This window comes from Nonomuraea phyllanthi (genome assembly GCF_006334985.2).
Classification (GTDB): Bacteria; Actinomycetota; Actinomycetes; order Streptosporangiales; family Streptosporangiaceae; genus Nonomuraea; species Nonomuraea phyllanthi.
The window spans coordinates 79914-102107 of the sequence record NZ_VDLX02000008.1; the positions used below are offsets into that span (position 1 = coordinate 79914).

The window sequence follows — 22194 nt, forward strand, 5'->3', positions numbered from 1 at the left end:
TCACTCCCTCCCCAAGGTCTGTACCTGCGCGTACGCCGTGCGCAGGTCGCGTACGCCGGCGAGCGCGTCCACGCTGCCGAGCACGGCGGACATGCCGCGGGTGACCGGCCGGTAGGCCGGGTCGCAGGCGAGCGGCGACCACCACAGCAGCCGGTGGCTCAGCAGCGACAGCCGGCGGACGGCCGCCTCCATGGGCCGGCAGTCGCCGCGTTCCAGGCCGTCCGAGAGCACGATCACCAGGGCGCCGCGCGCCACCGTGACATGCCGGGGGTTGGAGAGGAACTCCTGGAGCGCGACGCCGATCCGCGTCCCGCCCTCGGCGTCCAGCACGACCTCGCTCAGCGAGCCGACGGCCGTGTCGACGTCGCGTGCCCGCAGCGGCTCGGTGACGCGGGTCAGCCGGGTGCCGAAGGTGAACACCTCGGCGCGGTCGAGGCGGCCGACCACGGCGTGGGCGAGGCGGAGGTAGGCGGCGCTGTGCTGCTTCATCGACCCCGACACGTCGATGAGCAGCAGCACGCGGCGCTGCCGCCGCGGACGGGTCCGCCGTGGCAGCGCGACGATCTCGCCGTGGCCGCGCCAGGACTCGCGGCAGGCCCTGGCGAGGTCGATCCACGGCCCTCGCCGGCCGGGCCGGCGGCGGCGTGACCGTACCGTCGGCACCGCGCCGGGCAGTTCGCGCCGCAGCAGGGAGAGCACCGCCCGCTCGTCCTCGCTCGCGGGGCCGAACACCGGGCGTCTCTGATGCTCCGAGTAGCTGGCCTTGAGGCCAGCCTCCCCGCCGGTCGCCGCAGTGAAGGGAGCCTCGTCCCCCTGCCCGCGCGGCGCGGGGGTCTCGTCGTCGGGGGATTCCCGCTCGCGGACGGGGCGTGCGGGGACCGCCCCGAACCAGCGCTCGAACGTGGGGGAGTACACCTCCAGGTCCTCGGGGGAGGCGGTGAGCGTGGCCGCCCCGAGCCAGTAGAGGTGCGTGGCGTCGCGCGGGCCGGCGGCCTCGATCGCCTGGAGGAAGACGCGCTGCCGGGGCACCGGTACGCGCAGGCCCTGATCGTTCAGGTCCCGCAGGAACCCGTGCACGTGATCGCCGATGCGCTCGACGAGGGACCGCTCACTCACGGAACACCTCCGCGGCGTGGCGGCCGACGAGGGCCAGGTCCTCCTCGTGCTTGACGAGCAGCCCGGCGGACCGGCGCATCGCCTCCAGCCAGCTCGAACCCTCGCGGGCCAGCGCCTGCACGCCGAGGGCCCAGGAGACCGACTCCGCGATGCCCGGGCGCTTCAGCAGCGCCAGCCCGCGGATCCGGTGCACGGCGGCCACGAGGCGGGCGGCGCTCCGGTCGTCCAGGCCGGGGGCCTGAGCCCGGAGGATCGCCCGCTCCCGTTCGGCGTCGGGGAAGGGGATCCAGTGGTAGAGGCACCGGCGTTTGAGCGCGTCGTGCAGCTCGCGGGTCCGGTTCGAGGTGAGGACGACGAACGGGGGGTTCGCCGCCCTGATGGTGCCGATCTCCGGGACGGTGATCTGGAAGTCGCCGAGGAACTCCAGGAGGAACGCCTCGAACTCGCTGTCCGCGCGGTCGATCTCGTCGATCAGGAGCACCGCGCCGGACGCCGCCCGCAGCGACCGCAGCAGCGGGCGCTGCAGCAGGAACTCCTCGCGGTACAGGTCGCCGACGCCGCGCCCCTCCACCTCGGCGGCCCGCAGGGACAGCAGCTGCTTGGGGTAGTCCCACTCGTACAGGGCCTGGGAGGCGTCCAGCCCTTCGTAGCACTGCAGCCGGATCAGCTCCCGGCCGAGGACCCGGGCCAGGACGTTCGCGATCTCCGTCTTGCCGACCCCCGGCTCGCCCTCCAGAAGCAGCGGAAGGCCGAGCACGCCGGCCAGGTGGACGGCGGTGAGCAGGCCCTCGTCGGCGAGGTAGCCCTCCGCGGCCAGGCGCCGGTCCAGCTCGTCCTGATCAGCCGGCACGGCCGGCCCGCAGCTCGTCGAGTCCGCGCAGCACCTTCTCAGGCGTGAACGGCATGCTCGTCAGCCGTACGCCGACCGCGTCGTACACGGCGTTGGCGATCGCGGGGATCGGCGCGTTCGCCGTCATCTCGCCGATGCCCTTGGCCCCGAACGGCCCGTCGGCGGCGGGCCGTTCGAGGAACAGGCTCGTCTGCGCCGGGATGTCGGCCGGCCCCGGCATCAGGTACTCGGTGAAGTCGACGGGGCCGTGCTCGCGCGAGTGCGGATAGTAGGGCTCGGTCGACTCGAACAGGGCGTGCGACAGGCCCATCCAGGCGCCGCCCTCCACCTGCTGGGTCGCGATGGCCGGGTTGAGCGCCCGGCCGATCTCGTACGTGTTGTAGAGCCGCAGCACCTCGATCACGCCGGTCTCGTCGTCGACCTCGACCTCGGCCACCGTGCACGCGTGCGCCTGGCAGGAGTCGGGGTCCATCTCGCCGGTCTCCGGCACCGGGGTGCTCGGCTCCTTGAGGAAGATGCCCCGGCCGGAGATGGTCCGGCCCTGCCGGAAGTGCGCGGCGAGCGCGACGTCGCTGACGTGGATCTTCTTCTCCGACGATCCCTTGAGGCGGATGAAGCCCGTGCCGTCGGTCTCCAGGTCCTCCGCGTCGACCTCCAGCTCGTCGGCGGCGACCTGGAGCATGACGTCCCTGGCCTCGCGCGCCGCCATGATCACGGCGTTGCCGACACGGTGGGTGCCGCGGCTGGCGAACGTGCCCATGCAGTGCGGGCCGGTGTCCGTGTCGGCGGTGTCGACGATGATGTTCTCGATCGGGAGGCCGAGCGTCTCCGCCGCGCACTGGGCGATGACGGTCCGCAGCCCCTGGCCGAGGTCCACCGACGAGAGCGTGACGACGAATCCGCCCATCGTGGTGGCGTGGACGAGCGCCTGCGACGGGTCGCCGCCGAGGTTCATCCCGGTCGGGTAGTTGACGGCCGCGTATCCGCGTCCCTGCCGTAACGCCATCGTTCAGCCCTCCGCTCGCTCGGCCGACGACATCGCCCGATACTCCGGCGGGAGGTCGTGCCCCACCAGGTCGGCGGCGCTCTGGATCACCTCGACCAGCGCCGTGCCGGACGCGATCTTGCGGTGCGCCTTCATGTCACCGTCGCGGTAGGCGTTCTTGAGGCGCAGCCGCAGCGGGTCCATGCCCAGCTCCCGGGCGATGCGGTCCATGTGCGACTCCAGCGCGAAGTCGCCGATCGTGACGCCGAACCCGCGCATCGCGCTGGACGGTGTCCGGTTCGTGTAGACGCAGTAGGCGTCGACGTGGACGTTCGGGATCGTGTACGGGCCGGGCATGTGCGCCGCCGCCTTGGTGGTGCCGTACGGGCTGTGCCGGGAGTAGGCGCCCGCGTCCACGTAGAGCGTGATCTTGCGGGCGACGATCCGGCCGTCGTCCATGACGCCGTCCTTGATGACGATGCGCTCGGCCGCGCGCGTGGACGACACCTGCATCTCCTCGGCGCGGCTGTAGACGTACTTGGCGGGCCGGCCGGTGAGCATGGCGGCGATGCAGGCGAGCGGCTCGACGATGACGTCGACCTTGCCGCCGAAGCCGCCCCCGACGGTGCCCCCGACGACGCGCAGGCTGGTGGGCGGGACGCCGAGGATGAGCGCGGTGTTGTCGAGGGTGAAGAACGCGGCCTGGGTGTTGGTGTGGATGCGCAGCCGGCCGTCGCCCTGGGGGACGACGATGCAGCCGGTCGGCTCCGTCGGCGCGTGCTCGATCGGCGAGGAGCTGTAGCGGCCCTCGATGATGCGGTCCGCCTCGGCGAACCCCCGTTCGACGTCGCCGAAGCGGACCCGGCGGCAGTGATGTCCCTCGTACACGAAGTGGTTGGTGCCCGCCTGCTTGATGATCGGGGCCCCGTCGGCCAGCGCCTCCTCGACGTCGAGCACGGCGGGCAGGTCGGTGTAGTCGACCACGACGCGGGCCGCGCCCTCGCGGGCGGCGTCCTCGGTCTCGGCGACCACGGCGACGATCGGCTCGCCGCGGTAGAGGACGCGGTCCTCGGCCAGGACGGGCTCGTCGTCGGGTCCCACGCCGATCAGGCGCAGGACGACGTACCAGTTGTTCGGCACGTCCTCGTGGGTGATGACGCGGAGCACGCCCGGCACCTCCAGGGCGCCGGAGACGTCGACCCGGTTGATGCGGGCGTGGTGCCGCGTGGACCGGTGGATCTTGACGTGCGTCATGTCGGGCAGCGACATGTCCTCGAAGAAGACCGTGCGGCCGGTGACGTGACCGCGGGCGTCCGAGCGCTGGACCGCGGAGCCGATGACGGTGAAGTCGCCCGTACGCTCGCCGTCGAAGTACGCGTTGTCGATCGGGGTGAGGCGCGCCATCAGACCTCGGCCTCCGCGGACGCGAGCGGGACGCCGCGGCGGTGTTCCGCGGCGGCGAGGACGGCGGTGATGATCGGCTCGTATCCGGTGCAGCGGCAGACGTTGCCGCAGATCGCCTCGGTGACCTCCTGGCGGGTCGGATCCGGCTTCCGGTCGAGCAGTGCCGTCGCGGACATGATCATCCCGGGGGTGCAGAAGCCGCACTGCGTCGCGAAGTGGTCGACGAACGCCTGCTGCACGTCGTCGAGCCGGTCGCCGTCGGCCAGACCCTCGATCGTGTCCACGGTGGAGCCGTCGACCGTGACGACGGGGATCAGGCAGGAGACCACGGGCCGGCCGTCCAGCAGCACCGTGCAGCTGCCGCAGCCGCCTTGCGCGCAGCCGCGCTTGGCCCCGGTCAGCCCGAACGTCTCGCGCAGGGCGTCCAGCAACGTCGTGGAAGGCCGGGCGATCAGCTCGCGCTCGGCGCCGTTCAGCTTGAGCGTGACGATCCTCGAGGGCATACGATCCCCTTTCAGGCCCCGAGCAGGGCGCGACGCAGGTGGACGGGGTAGACGCGAGCCCGGTACCACGCGGAGGCGTAGGCGTCGTCGACCGGCTCGATGGCGTCCGCTTCGGCCGCCCGGGCGACGGTCTCGGCGTTCAGCGGCGCGCCCAGCAGCACGCGCTCGGCGCCGGTCGCCCGCACCAGCCGGCGCGCGAGGCCGCCGAGCACGAGGCGGACGTCGCCGACCAGGCCGTCCTCGACGGTGATCCGGGCCGCCACCGTGACGATGGATCCCGAGTTGAGACGTCGCCGGGCCGCCTTGTAGAACCGGAACGCGCTCTGCGCCGGGGCGGTGAACCGGACAGCGGTCACCAGGTCATCCGCCCGCAGGCCGCCGGTGACGACCTGTTCGAGCGGCTCGCGGCGCGCGCCGCCGGCGCCGAGCACGTCGAGCTCCGCGTCGAGGGCCAGGAGAGCCGCCGCCAGGTCGCCGTACGGCTGCGGCACGAAGAGGTTGCCGGCCACGGTGGCGAGGTTGCGGACCGGAGGGGAGGCGATCGAGCGCACGCACCCGGACAGGTAGCTCAACCGAGCGTCGTCCTCGAGGTCCGCGAGCGTGGTGGCCGCTCCCAGGGTCACGGTGGCGCCGTCGACGCCGATTCCGGACAATCCCGCCCTCCGCAGGCTGACCAGCCGCAGGTCGCCGCCGGCCCGATCATTCAGGCGGGTCATCAGATGGGTGCCGCCGCCGAGGGGCACGGCCCCCGCTTGAAGCGCCGCGTGAGCGGCCTCGGCGCTGTCAGGAGTCTGAACCGATATCACCATTGGCGCTCCAATTATCGATATCGATAATGAGCATAGATGGCATGATCGAAGAGTCAAGGGCCCCTCTGGGCCCCAACGTCACAGGAGGCTTGGTGCCGGAACCCATGGGGAGCCCGCCCGCCGCCCCGCGCTCCACGCGGCCGACCCTGAGCCGGCAGATCCGCGACGGTCTGCTGCGACGGATCGTCTCCGGCGAGCTCGGCGAGGGTGACCGGCTGATCGAGACGAAGATCGCCGGCGAGTTCGGGACGAGCCAGGCGCCGGTGCGGGAGGCGCTCCGGCAGCTCGAGGGCCTCGGCCTCATCGAGAGCCAGCCGCGTCACGGCAGCCGGGTGCTTCCCTTCGCCGAGCAGACGATCCGCGAGGCGTACATCGTGCGCGCGGCGCTCGAGGAGACCGCGACGCGGCTCGCCATGCTGGCCGGAACCCTCCCCTTCGACCTGCTGGGGGAGGCGGTCGAGGAGATGTACCGCTGCGCCCGGGGCGACGACGTGCACGGCATCGGCCTGGCCAGCGCGCGCTTCCACCGGCACGTCATGCAGGCCGGCGGCAACCGGCTGCTGACCCGTGCCTGGGAGGCGCTGCAGATCGAGGCGCGCACGGCCATCGCCCTGATGGTCACCGGGCCGGAGCTCGTGCGGGTCGCCGGCGAGCACCGCGAGCTGCTGGACGTCATGCGCGCCGGTGACGTCGAGGCGGCCTGCCGCCACGCCCGCGACCACCAGTGGGCCTACGCCGACACGCCGCACGACCCGTACGGGACGCCGAGACCCCAGGCCAGGGACGCCTGACGCCGGCGCCGTCAGCGCGGCTGGCAGCGGGGGCACCAGACCGTCGTACGGCCGGCGATGCGGCGGCTCGACAGGGGCGTGCCGCAGCGCGGGCAGGGGGCGTGCGGCTCGTCGCGGGCGCCGGTGAGCCAGGTGCCGCGCGGGGGCACGCGTCCGGCCTTGACCGACTCCCGCAGGACCCGGCGCATCGCCCCGTACAGCGTGTCGCGTTCCGCTTCGTCCAGGTCCGCCGCGGCCCGCCGGGGGTCGATCCGGGCGCGCCAGCAGATCTCGTCGGCGAGCAGGTTGCCCAGCCCCGCGAGGACCGCCTGGTCGGTCAGCACCGACTTGAGCCGCCCCCGGCGGCGTGACAGCAGCTCGCCGAAGCGGCGGCGCGACACCTCGCGCGCGTCCGGGCCGAGCCCGGCGAGCACCCGCTCGGCCTGGGCCTCGTCGCCGGCCAGGCGGATGCCCTGGAGCTTGCGCATGTCGCGGAAGCGCAGCTCCCCGTCGTCGAACCGCCAGGCCACCCGGTCGTGCCGGTGCCACGGCTCGCCGGGGGAGTGCCAGGACAGCGACCCGGTCATCCCGAAGTGCAGCAGCAGCACCGGCTCGCCGGCGGGCGCGATCAGCCACTTGCCGTGCCGCCGCGGCCGCTCGAACCGGTGTCCTCGCAGCGCGCCGGCCAGCCGCCGGGCGCTGATGCCGCGCAGCACGCCGGGGTCGCGGACGCGCACGGCCCTGATCGGCTTGCCGGTGTGCTCGGACAGCACCCGGCGGAAGCCCTCCACGTCGGGGAGCTCGGGCATGAGGACACCCTGCCCGCCCGGCCCGTTCCCTCACGCGATGTCGCGATGATGAAGGATGCCCGGAGCCGACCGGTAGGTGGCACTGTGGAGTCAGAGCGGACGAACGTTACGAGGATCCACCGCGAAGGCCGCGAGGAGATGTGGGATGAAACTGATCCGGCTGTCGGAGATCGACTCCTCCATGATCGATCTGGTGGGCGGCAAGGCCGCGGGGCTCGGCGAGATGATCAAGGCCGGTGAGCGCGTACCGGACGGCTTCTGCCTGACCGTCGAGTCGTACGCCTCCCGCGACCTGCCGGAGAAAGAGGTGATCGCCGCCTACGAGCGGCTCGGCGGCGGGCGCGTGGCCGTACGGTCCTCCGCCACCGCCGAGGACCTGCCGGACGCCAGCTTCGCCGGCCAGCAGGACACCTACCTCAACGTCGAGGGCGCCGGGCCGCTCATCGGCGCGGTCCGCGACTGCTGGGAGTCCCTGCACACCGAACGGGCGGTGGCCTACCGCGCCGCGGCCGGCATCGACGAGGCCGCGATGGCCGTGGTGGTGCAGCGCATGATCGACCCGGTGACCGCCGGCGTCCTGTTCACCGCCAACCCGGTCACCGGCTGCCGCACCGAGGTGGTCATCGACGCCGCCCCCGGGCTCGGCACCGCCATCGTCGAGGGCACCGTCGTCCCCGACCACTACGTCCTCGGCCACCGGTCACCGGACGTGCCGGACGGCGAGGGCTGCCTGAGCAGGGCGCAGCTCGAGGAGCTGCGCGCCGCCGGGCTGCGGCTGCAGGAGCACTTCGGGACGCCGCAGGACGTCGAGTGGGCGATCGACGCGGACGGCACGCTGTGGCTGCTGCAGTCGCGGCCGGTCACGACCCTGTTCCCGGCCCCGCCGCGGACCCAGGACACGCGGCTCTACCTCGAGCTCGGCCACATCCAGGGCATGCTGCGGCCCGCCACCCCGATGGGGGTGTCGTTACTCAAGCTGGCGGCCGGCCAGTGGTTCAAGGTCGCGGGCGCCAGGGTGGACCCGCGTGACCCGATGCCGAGGCTGGTCACCATCGGCGGGCGGCTCTACTTCGACCTGACCGACTTCATGCGCAGCGCGTCCGTGCGCAAGCGGCTGGGGGCGTCGCTGGAGGTGTACGGCCCGCGCGTGCAGAGCGCCGTCGAGCGCATGCTGGACGACCCGCGGTTCGCCCCGCGGCCGGGACTGCCGTTCCGTCTCGGCACCATGGCCAGGGGGACGGTGATCTTCCTGCCGCGGGCCATCGCCGGGCTCGTGTCGAGCCTGGCCCGCCCCGACGCCGCGCGCCTCCAGGCCTACCGCGGCATCGAGGAGATCCGGCGGCAAACGGCCGGGCCCGCGGAGCCGGCCACCACGGCGGAGCGGCTGCGCTGGGTCATCCAGGACTCCCACCGGGCGGTCATGACCATCGACATGGCGGGAATCGTCTGGCCGCTGATGGCCGGAATGATCGCGGGCACGGCCCCGTCGGCGCTGCTCGCCGGCGTCGCGACGGACGAGGAGCTGGACACCGTACTCGGCGGGATGCCGCACAACGTCACCACCGAGATGGACCTCGCCCTCTGGCGGCTCGCGATGAACGCGCGCGAGCACCGCGAGCTGTTCCTCGGCACGCCGCCGGACGAGCTCGCCGCGAGGTACCGCGCCGGCGAGCTGCCCGACATCGGGCTGGCCGGGTTCCTGGAGAAGTACGGCATGCGCGCGGCGGCCGAGATCGACGTCGGCATGCCCCGCTGGGCGGAGGACCCGGCGCCGCTGCTGGCCTCCATCGCCAACTATCTCCGCGTCGACGACCCCGAGCAGGCCCCCGACCGGCGCTTCGCGCGGGCCGCCGCGAAGGCGGAGGCGATGGTCGAGACGCTGTCCCGGCGGGCGCGGCGCGCCCGTCCGGTGCGGGGCCGGCTCGCGGCGTTCCTCCTGCGCCGCTCGCGCAAGCTCACCGGACTCCGGGAGATCGCGAAGTTCGCCTGGCTGCCGGCGCTCCAGGCGGCCCGCCGGCAGCTCCTGCTGGTGGGAGCCGACCTGGCCGAGCGCGGCCTGCTGGAGCGCGGCGACGACATCATGTTCCTCGACCTGGTCGAGGCCCGCGCCGCCGTGCTCCACGGGGCCGACCACCGGGCCCTGGCCGCGGCGCGGCGCGCCGAGTACGAGCGGGAGCTGCGGCGGCCCACCGTGCCGGGCGCCCTGCTGTCGGACGGGACCGACGTGGAGGCGCTCGCCCCGCGGGGACCCGTGGAGGACGGGGTGCTGACCGGGATGGCCGGAGCCGCCGGGCGGGCGACCGGCCGCGCGCGGGTGATCCGCGACCCGTCCGGAGCCCACATCGAGCCGGGCGAGATCCTCGTGGCCCCCACGACGGACCCCGGCTGGACGCCGCTGTTCATGACGGCGGCGGGGCTGGTGACGGAGACCGGTTCGCCGGTGGCGCACGGGCCCACCGTCGCCAGGGAGTACGGCATCCCGGCCGTCATCTGCGTCAGGGACGCCACGCAGGAGATCAGGACCGGGCAGCTGATCACGGTCGACGGGAGCGCGGGCACCGTGCGGTTGGAGGAGGACGGCGGCTGACGGCGGTCCGGACGGCGTCGCCGAGGCGCTCGGCGAGCACCGAAGGCGAGGGCTGAAAGTTTCACGGACAGTTGACAGCGGGAAAGCGCTTTCCTACGGTGACGGTGGTTTCCGAGCCCGGGCTGCCGTTCCAACACCATCGGAGAAGGATCATGCGCCTGAAAGCCGTCCTCGCGTGCGCCGGCCTGGTGGCCGGCACGTTCGCCGCACTGTCACAATCCACCGCGCACGCCGCGTCGACCCGGTACGAGGCGGAGAGCTCGTCCGCGGTCTGCAGCGGCACCATCGACAGCGACCACTCCGGGTATTCGGGCAGCGGTTTCTGCAACGGCACCAACGCCACCGGCGCCTACGCCCAGTTCACCGTCAACGCCGGCGCGGATGGTACGGCCACGATCGGCGTGCGGTTCGCCAACGGCACGTCGAGCTCCCGGCCCGCCGACCTGATCGTCAACGGCTCGACCTCGCAGCAGGTCCCGTACGCGGGCACCGGCTCGTGGACCAACTGGACCACCACGACGCTCACCGTGCAGGTGAGGTCGGGGAGCAACACCATCCGGTTCAACCCGACCACCTCGAACGGCCTGCCCAACATCGACTACATCGACGTCGAGACGGGCGGCACGACACCGCCGCCGACGGGTGACACGCTCTACGTGGCGCCGAACGGTCAGGACGGCGCGTCCGGGACGCAGTCGGACCCGACGACGCTCACCTCCGCGATCACGCGCGTCGCCGCCGGCGGCACGATCTACGCCCGCGGCGGCCGCTACGACTTCTCGCAGACGGTCACCATCGCGCCGGGCAACAACGGCACCTCCGGCGCCCGCAAGACGCTGTCGGCCTACCCCGGCGAGACCCCGGTGCTGAACTTCTCCGCCCAGAGCGAGAGCTCGTCCAACCGCGGGCTGGCCCTGAACGGCTCGTACTGGCACCTGTACGGCCTCGTCGTGGAGCACGCCGGCGACAACGGCATCTTCGTCGGCGGCAGCGACAACATCATCGAGCGCACGGTGACGCGCTACAACCGCGACTCGGGCCTGCAGATCTCGCGGATCTCCTCCGACACCCCCCACGACCAGTGGCCGGCGCGGAACCTGGTGCTGAGCTCGGAGTCGCACGACAACGTCGACTCCGACGGCGAGGACGCCGACGGCTTCGCCGCCAAGCTCACCTCCGGCCCCGGCAACGTGTTCCGCTACGCCGTCTCGCACAACAACATCGACGACGGCTGGGACCTGTACACCAAGACGGACACGGGCCCCATCGGCGCGGTGACCATCGAGGACTCCCTGTCCTACGACAACGGCACCCTCAGCGACGGCGGCCAGGCCGGCGCCGGCGACCGCAACGGCTTCAAGCTGGGCGGCGAGGACATCGGCGTCAACCACGTGATCCGGCGCAACATCGCCTACCGCAACGGCAAGCACGGGTTCACCTACAACCGCAACCTCGGCACGATGACGATCTCGGACAACGTGAGCATCGACAACAGCGAGCGCAACTTCTCCTTCGACGGCGGCAGCTCGGTGTTCCGCGGCAACACGTCCTGCCGCAGCGGCAGCGGCAGCAACGACCGGATCATCGGTGATGCGGACGGCTCCAACCAGTTCTGGTCCGGCTCGAACGGGTCGCGCTGCTCCTCCTACTCGGGGGCCCTGCGCTGGTCCTTCGCCTCGGACGGCCGCCTCGTCGTGACCTTCGGCGGCACCCCGGTGACGCCGTAGCACCACCTGCCCGCCCCTGAACCCCCCCAGGGGCGGGCACCATGATCTACTTTGTAAAGGCGCTGGCGTCAGTAGGTTGATCATGCGGTGTCGGCTGTGGCTGAATGTGGAGGCCCTGTCCCCGAACCAAGGACACTCCATGCTCAACCGTTTACGCGCGCTGGTGGCGGCAGCGGGACTCGTCGCCGTGACCGCGGTGGCCGCGCCGGTGCCGGCGTCGGCCGCCGAGCCTGTCAGCGCGGGCTTCACCGCCGCGGACGACGTGTTCATCAGCCAGGCCGAACCCGCCAAGAGCTTCGCCACCGCGGAGTGGATGAGCGTCTGCGGCGACGCGTGCAACGGCTCGTCCGTCGGCCAGCGCATCGCCCTGGTCAGATTCCAGGTCACCGGCCTGCCGCAGAACGTGGCGAACGTGCACGCCACCATAGAGGTCACCTCGGCCAGGACCACCGACACCACGGTCACGGCCCGTACGGTGACCGGCGACTGGAGCGAGTCGGCCACCACCTGGAACACCCGTCCGGCGCTGGGCGGGACGCTCGGCTCGCACACCGGCTTCGCGCAGAACGCGACGGCCACGCTGGACGTCAGCTCCGCCGTCACCGGGAACGGGACGTTCTCGTTCGCGCTCACGCAGGCCGACGCCACGCCGACGGTCCTGCACTCCTCGCGGGCCAGCGGGGATCGCGGTCCCCGGCTGACGGTCACCTACACCGAGGCTCCCGCCGCCGGGCCGCTGCCGTTCACCCTGCCGAGCACCGCGCAGCTGCGCGCCTCGGGCAAGAAGGTGTTCGCCCACTACTTCACGCCGTACCCGGTGTCGCTGGACAACCAGGCGCCCGCGAACGACTACTACGCCAGGAACTACCTCAACCCGGACGGCGAGAGCGGCAAGCACGCGGCGTACGGCGGCCTGCTCCGCGACCGGCCGCTCGGCCGCGACCCGCTCGGCGGCGACTGGGCGCTGGCCGACTTCGAGACCGAGGTGCGCCAGGCCGTCGCGGCGGGGCTGGACGGCTTCACCGTCGACATCCTGTCGCTGACCAGCGCGCACTGGACGCGGGTGCAGAAACTGATCACGGCGGCGGAGAACGTGGACCCCGGCTTCTCGATCGTGCTCATGCCCGACATGAACGGCCTGGCCTCGGCCGGCAGCGACGCCTTCGCCTCGGCCATGGCGCAGCTCGCGGCCTCGGACTCGGTGTACCGGCTCGGTGACGGCCGGCTGGTCGTGGCGCCGTTCAAGGCCGAGGCCCGCACCGCCGCCTGGTGGTCGGACTGGATGGAGACGATGAGGACCGAGCACGGCATCGAGGTCGCGCTGGTGCCGTGCTTCCTGGACTTCAACAGGTACCGTGACGCGTTCGCGCCGATCAGCTACGGCTTCGCCAACTGGGGCGGCCGCAACCCGGCGGCCAACTCGTCGCTGACGACGAACATCGGCCGCGCGCACGACATGGGCAAGATCTGGATGCAGCCGGTGTCCGTCCAGGACGAGCGGCCCAACCAGGGCATCTACGACGAGGCCGGCAACACGGAGAACCTGCGGGTCACCTGGAAGGGCGCCATCGACGGCGGCGCGGAGTGGGTGCAGCTCACGACCTGGAACGACTACTCGGAGAACACCCAGTTCGCCCCGTCCAGGAACGCCGGCTGGACCTACCTGGACATCAACGCCTACTACCTGACGTGCTTCAAGCTCGGCTGCCCGCAGCTGACGAAGGACGTGGCGTACGTGACGCACCGGGTGCAGCCGGTGGCGGCCCAGCCGAGCTACCCGGAGACCAAGCTGATGAAACTGCGCAGCGGCAGCACGGCGGGCCGTGACACGGTCGAGGTGCTCACCATGCTCACCGGGTCCGCGACGGTGAGCGTCACGATCGGCGGGTCCGTCCAGACGTACACCGCGCCGGCGGGGGTGTCGGCCAGGACGCTGCCGCTCCGGCCGGGCTCGGTCTCCGCGTCGGTCTCGCGCGGTGGCGGGGCGGTGGCGGAGGTGAGCTCGCCGTACGCGGTGAGCGCGACGCCGTACGTGCAGGACCTGCACTACCGCGCGGTCTCCAGCGGCCGCTCCTGACCGCCCGGTTCACAGCAGGTAGCGCAGCCACAGGTAGGGCGCGACGAGCGTGACGGTGACGGCCGTGACGATCAGTCCGTACCTGGTGAACTGCCAGAAGCTGATCGGGGTGCCGTTGCGCGCGGCGATGCCGAGCACGACCACGTTGGCGGCGGCGCCGACCGCGGTGGCGTTGCCGCCGAGGTCGGCGCCGAACGCCAGCGCCCACCACAGCGCGTGGTGGCCGCCGTCGGCCTGGACGAGCTGCTCGACGATGGGGCTCATCGTGGCGACGTACGGGATGTTGTCCACGATGGCCGACAGGGCGGCCGAGGCGCCGAGCAGCCCCATGGTGGTCAGCTCGGGCCGGCCGGCGGTGGCGGCGACGGCGGCTCCGGACAGTTCTTCGATGACCCCGGTCTCGACGAGGCCGCCGACCATGACGAACAGGCCGGCGAAGAACACGAGCGTGGGCCACTCGACCTCGGCGAGGGCCTGCTCGGTGCGTACCCTGGTGGCCGCCACGAGGACGCCCGCGCCGAGCAGGGCCACCACCGACGGCTCGTAGTGCAGCACCGGGTGCATCACGAACGCGGCCATCACGAGCGCGAGGACGGCGAGCGACTGCCAGAGCAGGCGCCGGTCGGAGATGGCCTCCTTCTCGTCCAGCGCCATGACGGAGGAGGCGCGTTCCGGGTCGTAGTGGAACATGTGGCCGAACATCAGCCGGCACAGCCCGACGAACACCGCCATGAGCACGATGACCATGGGCGCCATGTGCACGAGGAAGTCGTTGAAGGTCAGGCCGCCCCGGCTGGCGATGATGATGTTCGGCGGGTCGCCGACGAGGGTGGCCGCGCCGCCGATGTTGGAGGCCATCGCCTCGGCGATGAGGAACGGCACGGGGTTGACGGCGAGCCGCTCGCACACCAGGAACGTCACGGGTGCGATCAGCAGCACGGTGGTCACGTTGTCGAGCAGCGCCGAGGCGGTCGCGGTGATCAGCACCAGCAGCACCATCAGCCGGAACGGCCGGCCGCGGGCGCGTTTGGCGGCCCAGATGGCGAGGTATTCGAAGACCCCGGTCTCCTTCAGCACGCCGACGATGATCATCATGCCGAGCAGCAGGAAGATGACGTTCCAGTCGATCCCGGCGTGCTCGGAGAAGAACGCCGACCGCGCGCCGGTGGCGTGGATGAGCAGCATGATGCCGGCGCCGCCGAGCGCGGCGGCCACCCGGTGCACCTTCTCGGTGGCGATCAGGGTGTACGCGGCGAGGAAGACCGCCACGCTGAGCCAGGCGAGCGCGTTCATGCGGCGGGCACCGCGGGGAGTCCGGTGGCCACGTCTGGGGCGCGCATCAGCACATCCTTCGCTCAAAGGGGGGATGAGGACCTGCCGACCAGACTTCCCGGCGCACCTGTTCACAACGTATCAAGGAGGACGGGATCGCCGCGTTCCCGCCTGTCCCGCCCGCGGTCCCAAGCAGGGTTTGCCTGCGTCAGGCCAGGCGATTGCCTGGTGCGGGTATGACAACAAAGAAGATCTGCGAGATGTAGCCCGGCGAGTCGGGAAGTGGTGCTATGGGGCCGGTGGCGCGGTCACGCGCCGGGAATCTGCCGCTTGAGCTCACCAGCTTCGTCGGCCGGAGGCGGGAGATCGCCGAGGGCAGGCAGGCGCTCGCGGGGAGCAGGATGCTGACGCTGGTCGGGGTCGGGGGCGTCGGCAAGACGCGGCTGGCGCTGCGGATCGCCGCGGAGATGTCCCAGGACTTCCGCGACGGCCGGTGGATGGTCGATCTGTCCCCGCTGCCGGAGGGCGGCCTGCTCACCGAGACGGTGGCGGCCGCGGTCGGCTGCCCGCGGCGCGACCTGGACTCCCTGGCCGGATACCTGCACGACAAGCGCTCTTTGCTGGTGCTGGACAACTGCGAGCACCTGCCCGGTCCGTGCGCGGCGCTGGCGGGCGACCTGCTCGCCATGGCGCCGGAGCTGCGCGTCCTGGCGACCAGCCGGCAGGCGCTGCGGGTCGCGGGGGAGCGGGTGCTCGACGTCCCGCCGCTGACCGTGCCGGAGGCGGCCGGGACGTCGGCCGAGGACGCGCTGCGCAACGAGGCGGTGCGGCTGTTCGAGGACCGGGCCGCGGCCGTCGTGCACGATTTCACCGTCAACGACGCCAACTGCGCGGCGGTGGTGCGGCTGTGCCGGCGCCTGGACGGCATCCCGCTGGCCATCGAGCTCGCGGCGGTGCGCGTGCAGGTGCTGTCCGTGGAGCAGATACTGAAACGTCTCGACGACCGGTTCCGCCTGCTGACCACGGGCCCCACGACCGCGCCGGCCCGGCAGAAGACGCTCCGGGCGCTGCTCGACTGGAGCTACGACCTGTGCTCCGAGGAGGAGCGCAGGCTGTGGGAGCGGCTGTCGGTCTTCTCCGGCGGTTGCTGCCTGGACGCCGCCGAGGCCGTGTGCTCGGGCGACGGGATCGCCCGGGAGCACGTGCTCGACCTGGTCGCCCGGCTGGTGGACAAATCGATCGTGCGCCGCCGCCGCAAGGACGCCGCCGTGCGGTTCGAGATGCTGGACACGTTGAGCGAGTACGGCGCGGAGCGGCTCGCCGCCTCCGGCCGGGACGTGGCGCTGCGGCGGCGCCACCGCGACTGGTGCCGGGACCTGGCCGTCCGTTCCGAGGCGGAGTGGTTCGGCGAGCACCAGATGGACTGGCTGGCCTGCCTCGTCCAGGAGCAGGGCAACGTGCGGGCCGCGCTGGAGTTCTGCCTGGACGAGCCGGGCGAGGCCGGGGCGGCGCTGGAGATCGCCGCCGCGATGTGGAGCCACCGGCTGTCGTGGAGCTCTCCCAGCGAGGGGCATCTCTGGCTGGAGCGGGCGCTGGCCCGCGCGCCCGAGGCGTGCGCGGTGCGGGCCAAGGCGCTGTGGGTGGACGCCTGGCTGGTGCTGCTGCGCGGTGACGGCGGCGCCGCCGGGCCGCTGCTGGAGGAGTGCCGGGCGCTGGCGGAGCGGTTCGGCGACGAGGCCGAGCTCGCCGGGGTGGCGCACGTCACCGGCTTCGCGGCGCTGCAGGCGGGGGAGTTCGCGCGGGCCTTCGCGCTCCTGGAGGACGCGCTCGCCCGCCGCCGCGCGCTCGGCGAGTGGGGGCACGCCTGGGTCGTGCTCTACCAGCTGGCGATGGCCGCCGTGCTCACGGAGGACCGGCGTGCCACGGAGCTGTGCGAGGAGGCGCTGAAGACGGCCCGGGGCGCCGAGGCGGAGTGGTCGGTGTCGTACGCGCTGTGGGCCGCGGCCCTGGACCGGCGGCGGCGGGGCGCCCAGCGGCAGGCCGTGACCATGATGCGGGAGTCGCTGCGCCTGAAGCTGCGCTGCAACGACCATCTGGGCCTCGCCCAGGGCGTGGAGGCGCTGGCCTGGATCCTGGCCGACGGCGAACGGTACGAGCAGGCCGCCCAGATGCTCGGCGCGGCCCACATGCTCTGGCGCTCGATCGGGACGTCGCTGTCCGGCCTGCGGCACCTGGCGGGAGCGCACGAGCGGTGCGAGTCCTGCCTGCGCGAGCACCTTCGGGAGGGCACGTACAGGGCGGCCTTCGACCGGGGCCGCGGGCTCACCCTCGACCAGGTCGCCGCGTTCGCGCTGAATGACAGGCCCGAGACCGCCGGGAGGGGGCGCCGCCCGGGCTCCGACCCGGCCTCCGTCCTGACCCGCAGGGAACGGGAGATCGCCGAGCTGGTCGCGCGCGGGCTGAGCAACAAGGAGATCGCCGAGACCCTGGTCATCTCGCAGCGCACCGCCGAGTGCCACGTCGAGAACATCCTGCGCAAGCTGAACTTCACCTCGCGGTCGCAGGTGGCCAAGAGCTGGGCCGGGCAGGTCGTGCGGGGATCGCGGGAAAGCCGGTCGGGCTCCTGCTGACCGCGTCCGTGCCGCCCGGCCCCCGGTGGTCAGCGCCGGTGGGTGGACATCATCCCCAGCGACGCCATCGCGAGTCCGCAGGCGATGATGACCGCCCCGGTGACGACGTTGCTGATGAGCGCGCCGGTGCCGGCGGAGTGCGGTGCCAGCACCCATGGCGTGATGATCGTCCAGACCCCGATGATCGGCATGACCCAGGTGAGCCCGTGCATGCGGCCGTAGGCTGACGCGGTCCCGGCCGCCAGCAGCGCCAGGGCGATCCCGGTGATCAGATTGTTGACGGTGAGATTCGTGCGCCCGAAGAAGCCCACCACCCATGGTGAGATGGCGAGATAGAGGCCGCTCAGAAAGGTCAGCCCGCTTACGGACTGCCCTGACGGGCTCTGCGCCACCTTGTCGTAGCGAGCGCGCAGCTCGGCTATGTCAGGGTGCTGTCCCATATCGAACGTCGAACGGTCAGCCATGTCGCACACCACCTTTCGTTCTCGCGTAGAGGTGTGGATAGTGATCTGATGCCCGTGCGGCCTGTGCGGTTACCCCATGTCACCGTAACGTTTCGTCAAATCCCTTAGCTCTGCTTGGGTGTCGCCTGGACCTGGCGGCCGATACCTTCTCTCCTCTTGGCCGGCTCCCAGGACGCTTGACAAGATTCTTTTTAACGATAAAGTAGCGCGCTGCATGCCGTTATGAGAGGGGTGCCCCCATGAGCACCGTGTCCGCCGTCATCAATGTCGACGTCAAAGGCCCCACGATCAGCAGGCACCTGTACGGCCACTTCGCCGAGCATCTGGGCCGGTGCATCTACGGCGGCTTCTACGTGGGCGAGGACAGCGACCTGCCGAACGCGGGCGGGATCCGGCTCGACGTGGTGGAGGCGCTGCGCGCGCTGAACATCCCCAACCTGCGCTGGCCCGGCGGCTGCTTCGCCGACGAGTACCACTGGATGGACGGCATCGGCCCCAAGGAGCGGCGGCCGGTCATGGTCAACACCCATTGGGGCAACGTCGAGGAGAACAACCACTTCGGCACCCACGAGTTCATGGCGCTGTGCGAGCTGCTCGGCGCGGAGCCGTACATCAGCGGCAACGTCGGCTCCGGCACCGTCAAGGAGATGAGCGACTGGGTCGAATACCTCACCCGCGACGGCGACTCCCCGATGGTGCGGCTGCGCAAGGCCAACGGCCGCGAGCGGCCGTGGAAGGTGCCGTTCTGGGGGCTCGGCAACGAGGCGTGGGGCTGCGGCGGCAACATGACCGCCCAGCAGTACGCCGCCGAGGCGCGCCGCTTCGGCACCTACTGCCGCGACCACGGCGGCAACAAGCTCTACCGCGTCGCCGCCGGCGCCAACTCCGGCGACTACGCCTGGACCGAGACGCTCATGAAGCAGCTCGGCGAGCTCGGCTGCGCGTACCGCCCGGCGGCGTTCATGCAGGCGGTGTCCTTCCACTACTACACGATCCCCGGCACCTGGCAGGACAAGGGCGACGCCACGGCGTTCGGCACCGACGACCACTACCGCACCATGGTCCAGGCCGCCCGGGTGGACGAGCTGATCACCGGCCACGCCAACGTCATGGACTGCTACGACCCCGGCAGGAACGTGGGCCTGGTGCTGGACGAGTGGGGCACCTGGTGGAACGTCGAGCCGGGCACCAACCCGGGCTTCCTCTACCAGCAGAACACGCTGCGCGACGCGCTCGTGGCGAGCCTGCACTTCGACATCTTCCACCGCCACGCCGACCGCCTCGTGATGGCCAACATCGCCCAGACGGTCAACGTGCTGCAGGCGATGATCCTGACCGATCCCGAGTCCAAGGCGCTCGTGCTCACGCCCACGTACCACGTGTTCGAGATGAACAAGGGGCACCAGGACGCCGCCTCGCTCCGCGTCGACCTCCTGTCCGGCCTGCCGTCGCGCGAGGTCGGGTCCGACACCCTGACCACCGTCTCGCTGTCGGCCAGCCGCAAGGACGACACCGTGCTCGTCTCGCTGTCCAACCTGGACGCGGACGAGGCCGCCGACGTCGAGCTGGACCTGCGCGGGGGCCGCGCGGGCGAGGTCGGCTCCCGGATCCTGACCGCCGGGTCGCTGCGGACCCACAACACCCCCGAGACGCCCGCCGCCGTCGCGCCCCGTACCCACGAGCAGGTCACGCGGACCGAGGCGGGGCTGCGGGTGCACCTGCCCGCCCACTCCTTCGTCACCGTGGAGGCCCGCCTCGCGTGACGGCTCGCGGCGGGCGCCCACGCCGGAAGGCGCAGTAAGCTCGGAGCCGGCGGCGACCGCAGTCGGGGAATCGGCCGGGTCGGCCCGACCCGATCGAAGGGGCGAAGACCTGAGGAGCGGCATGGTCACCATGAGCGACGTCGCCAAGCTGTCCGGGGTGTCGACGATGACGGTCTCCAACGTCATCAACGACCGCGCAGGGGTCAGCGACCAGGTCCGCCGCCGCGTGCTGGAGGCCATCCGCCAGTCCGGCTACCGCATCAACGTCTCCGCCCGGACCCTCAGGTCCGGGCGGACCGGCGTCATCGGGCTGGCCGTCCCCGAGATCGACCGGCCCTACTTCGGCCATCTCGCCACCCACGTGATCGCCCAGGCCAAGGAGCGCGGCTTCCACGTCGCGATCGAGGAGACCGGCGCGGGCGCGGCCGGGGAGATCGACGCCATCGCCCACTCGCACAAGCTGCAGTTCGACGGGCTGATTCTCAGCGCGGTCGGGCTCGACCCCGGCGACTCGCGGCTGTCCGGCGGCGACTACCCGATCGTCATGCTCGGCGAGCAGGACTTCTCCGCGCGCTTCGACCACGTCGCCATGCCCAACGAGGAAGGCACCAAGGCGGCGACCGCCCACCTGATCGACCGGGGGTGCCGCCGCATCGCGATCGTCACCGGCGCCGCCCTCGACGGCGTCAACGTGGTGACCCGCCGCTACCACGGCTACCTCGCCGCGCTCGCCGAGCGCGGGCTCGACGCCGACCCGGCGCTGCGGTTCGCCGTCGACGGGATGACGCTGGCGGGCGGGCGGGCCGCGGCCCACCGCCTGGCCGACTCCGGCCACGAGGTCGACGGGGTGGTGGCGGTGAGCGACACCGTCGCCCAGGGCGTGCTGCGCGGCCTGGCCGACCGGGGGCTGCGGGTCCCTGACGACGTCCGGCTCGTGGGGTTCGACGGCATCCCGGAGGCGGCGTACACCGTGCCGTCGCTGTCCACCGTCGCCCCTGACCACCGGTGGATGGCGGCCAAGGCCGTCGAGCTGGTGACGGCCCGCATCGACGACCCGTCCCGCCCGGCCGCCGCCTACACCGCCCCCTTCGACCTGATGCTCCGCGAATCCACCCGCTGACAGGGAGCCCCGCAGTGACAGCGAACAGACCAGCCATCGCCGCCCTCATCCTGGCGTTATCCCTGGCCGTGTCCCCCACGAGCGCCGCCGCGGCCGACGTCACCGGCCCACCGGTCATGAACGCCCCCGTCTTCAACGACCCGACCGCCGACTCGGGGACCGCGCACAGCCCGAGCGCCAAGCAGTCGGCCGTCATGGACCAGCTCATCAGGCTCATCAAGGCCGTTCCGGCGGGCGGTGAGATCCGCTTCGCGATGCACGAATTCGTCCCCGGCGACCGGTCGAGCGACGTGGCCGCGGCGCTCGTGGCCGCCCACGGCCGGGGCGTCGGCGTCCAGGTGATCCTCGACAGCCAGGACGACGGCCGGAACGACGCCGTGTTCGGGCTGCTCAGCGCCGCCCTCGGCACCACGGAGACGGCCGGCTCCTGGGCCGTGCGCTGCGAGTACCCGAACGAGAGCGCCGACCGGGGCTGCATCGCCAGGAACTACCTGCACGACAAGTTCGCCACCTTCTCCAGCGTCGTGGCCGGCGGCGTCACCTACCCCAAGGTCGTCTTCCAGAGCTCGTCCAACATGTCGGACTGGTACCTGTACAACTCCTACAACGACGCCTTCACCCTCTCCGACGCCACCGTGTACGACGGCTACGTCCGCTACTTCGACGACCTGCGGACCCGGCGGAAGCAGCCGGTCGACCCCGACTACTTCTGGACGACCCCCACCGGCTCCACCTACAAGGGGCACTTCTTCCCCCGCCTGTCCTCCAGCGGCGACCCGATCGCCAACGTGCTCAAGCTCGTCAAGTGCGGCTACAAGGACGCCGACGGGGTGAGCCACCAGACCGACATCCGGCTGGCGCTGACCGCGTTCAACGGCAACAGGGTGGCGATCGCCAACGAGCTGCTGCGGCTGCGCGGCGAGAACTGCTGGATCGACGTCATCTTCTACGACGAGCCCGCGCACACGATGGTCACCGACTACATCCGCGGCCTGCTCGCCAAGCGGGCGTCGAACGGCAAGTACATCCAGGTCAGGCCGTGCCGCTTCACCGTGGGCGACCGCTCGGTGGTGCCGCACACCAAGATCATGATGATCGACGGCCATTACGACGACGACATCACGCCCCGCGTCTACACGGGCAGCGCGAACTTCACCACCCTGGAGAACGCCGACGACTCGCTGCTGCGCGTCTCGGGCCGCGACGTGCACTCCGCGTACCTGTCGTGGTTCTACGACCTCCGCAGCGCCTGCCGCGGCTGACCCGGGAACCTGGCGGGACGGCCGGCTGGGAGAATGGCGCTCCCCG

Annotated in this window: 17 protein-coding genes; 8 read left to right on the forward strand and 9 right to left on the reverse strand. The window is 71.9% G+C overall.

Features of this window, described 5'->3' with window-relative positions; genetic code table 11:
- From FH608_RS22075 to FH608_RS22100, 6 genes are read right to left on the reverse strand one after another with little or no spacing between them, the layout of a single operon-like run.
- The gene (locus tag FH608_RS22075) at positions 1 to 1116 is read right to left on the reverse strand and encodes a vWA domain-containing protein (RefSeq protein ID WP_139632482.1); all 1116 of its coding nucleotides are present in this window, start codon (positions 1114 to 1116) and stop codon (positions 1 to 3) included.
- The gene (locus FH608_RS22080) at positions 1109 to 1966 is read right to left on the reverse strand and encodes an AAA family ATPase (RefSeq protein ID WP_139632483.1); all 858 of its coding nucleotides are present in this window, start codon (positions 1964 to 1966) and stop codon (positions 1109 to 1111) included. The genes FH608_RS22075 and FH608_RS22080 overlap by 8 nt, the downstream gene beginning before the upstream one ends.
- Complete coding sequence (locus FH608_RS54180; RefSeq protein ID WP_139632484.1) at positions 1956 to 2972, reverse strand: xanthine dehydrogenase family protein molybdopterin-binding subunit; 1017 nt, start codon at positions 2970 to 2972, stop codon at positions 1956 to 1958. The genes FH608_RS22080 and FH608_RS54180 overlap by 11 nt, the downstream gene beginning before the upstream one ends.
- A gap of 3 nt (positions 2973 to 2975) precedes the next feature.
- Positions 2976 to 4355 (reverse strand): xanthine dehydrogenase family protein molybdopterin-binding subunit, encoded by a 1380-nt coding sequence (locus tag FH608_RS54185; RefSeq protein ID WP_139632485.1) that lies wholly within the window; start codon positions 4353 to 4355, stop codon positions 2976 to 2978.
- Complete coding sequence (locus FH608_RS22095; RefSeq protein WP_139632486.1) at positions 4355 to 4858, reverse strand: (2Fe-2S)-binding protein; 504 nt, start codon at positions 4856 to 4858, stop codon at positions 4355 to 4357. The genes FH608_RS54185 and FH608_RS22095 overlap by 1 nt, the downstream gene beginning before the upstream one ends.
- 11 nt (positions 4859 to 4869) lie before the next feature.
- Positions 4870 to 5667: an FAD binding domain-containing protein gene (locus tag FH608_RS22100; RefSeq protein WP_139632487.1), complete on the reverse strand. Its 798-nt coding sequence runs from the start codon at positions 5665 to 5667 to the stop codon at positions 4870 to 4872.
- 92 nt (positions 5668 to 5759) lie between these two features.
- On the opposite strand from FH608_RS22100, the gene FH608_RS22105 reads away from it, so the two are divergent.
- On the forward strand, positions 5760 to 6458 hold the full coding sequence (locus FH608_RS22105; RefSeq protein ID WP_193318558.1) for a GntR family transcriptional regulator: 699 nt from the start codon (positions 5760 to 5762) through the stop codon (positions 6456 to 6458).
- An 11-nt stretch (positions 6459 to 6469) separates the two neighbouring features.
- Here the strand turns inward: FH608_RS22105 and FH608_RS22110 are convergent, their stop codons facing one another.
- Positions 6470 to 7246, reverse strand: coding sequence for an Fpg/Nei family DNA glycosylase (locus FH608_RS22110; protein WP_139632489.1), 777 nt, complete (start codon positions 7244 to 7246; stop codon positions 6470 to 6472).
- A gap of 145 nt (positions 7247 to 7391) precedes the next feature.
- Here FH608_RS22110 and FH608_RS22115 point away from each other — a divergent pair, with 145 nt between their 5' ends.
- From FH608_RS22115 to FH608_RS22125, 3 genes are all read left to right on the forward strand, one after another.
- Positions 7392 to 9833 (forward strand): PEP/pyruvate-binding domain-containing protein, encoded by a 2442-nt coding sequence (locus FH608_RS22115; RefSeq protein WP_139632490.1) that lies wholly within the window; start codon positions 7392 to 7394, stop codon positions 9831 to 9833.
- Between the two features lie 152 nt (positions 9834 to 9985).
- Entirely contained in the window at positions 9986 to 11560 is a 1575-nt protein-coding gene (locus FH608_RS22120) for a carbohydrate-binding protein (protein ID WP_139632491.1), read from the forward strand.
- Positions 11561 to 11699: 139 nt separating this feature from the next.
- Complete coding sequence (locus FH608_RS22125) at positions 11700 to 13637, forward strand: endo-1,3-alpha-glucanase family glycosylhydrolase (RefSeq protein ID WP_139632492.1); 1938 nt, start codon at positions 11700 to 11702, stop codon at positions 13635 to 13637.
- 9 nt (positions 13638 to 13646) lie between these two features.
- Here FH608_RS22125 and FH608_RS22130 read toward each other — a convergent pair whose 3' ends face one another.
- The gene (locus FH608_RS22130; protein ID WP_139632493.1) at positions 13647 to 14930 is read right to left on the reverse strand and encodes an ArsB/NhaD family transporter; all 1284 of its coding nucleotides are present in this window, start codon (positions 14928 to 14930) and stop codon (positions 13647 to 13649) included.
- Between the two features lie 278 nt (positions 14931 to 15208).
- Between FH608_RS22130 and FH608_RS22135 the strand changes: the two genes are divergently transcribed.
- Positions 15209 to 17539, forward strand: a complete 2331-nt coding sequence (locus tag FH608_RS22135; RefSeq protein ID WP_139632494.1) for a LuxR C-terminal-related transcriptional regulator — start codon at positions 15209 to 15211, stop codon at positions 17537 to 17539.
- A 29-nt stretch (positions 17540 to 17568) separates the two neighbouring features.
- On the opposite strand, the gene FH608_RS22140 is transcribed toward FH608_RS22135, so the two are convergent.
- Entirely contained in the window at positions 17569 to 18003 is a 435-nt protein-coding gene (locus tag FH608_RS22140; RefSeq protein ID WP_139632495.1) for an SPW repeat protein, read from the reverse strand.
- 239 nt (positions 18004 to 18242) lie between these two features.
- On the opposite strand from FH608_RS22140, the gene FH608_RS22145 reads away from it, so the two are divergent.
- The 3 genes from FH608_RS22145 to FH608_RS22160 all read left to right on the forward strand — a co-directional run bounded on the left by FH608_RS22145 (position 18243) and on the right by FH608_RS22160 (position 22148).
- Positions 18243 to 19766 carry an alpha-N-arabinofuranosidase gene (locus FH608_RS22145; protein WP_139632496.1) on the forward strand — a complete coding sequence of 508 codons (1524 nt, stop codon included), beginning with the start codon at positions 18243 to 18245 and terminating at the stop codon, positions 19764 to 19766.
- 121 nt (positions 19767 to 19887) lie between these two features.
- Positions 19888 to 20886: a LacI family DNA-binding transcriptional regulator gene (locus FH608_RS22155; protein ID WP_139632497.1), complete on the forward strand. Its 999-nt coding sequence runs from the start codon at positions 19888 to 19890 to the stop codon at positions 20884 to 20886.
- A 14-nt stretch (positions 20887 to 20900) separates the two neighbouring features.
- Positions 20901 to 22148 (forward strand): phospholipase D-like domain-containing protein, encoded by a 1248-nt coding sequence (locus FH608_RS22160; RefSeq protein WP_139632498.1) that lies wholly within the window; start codon positions 20901 to 20903, stop codon positions 22146 to 22148.
- The last annotated feature ends 46 nt before the right edge of the window (positions 22149 to 22194 follow it).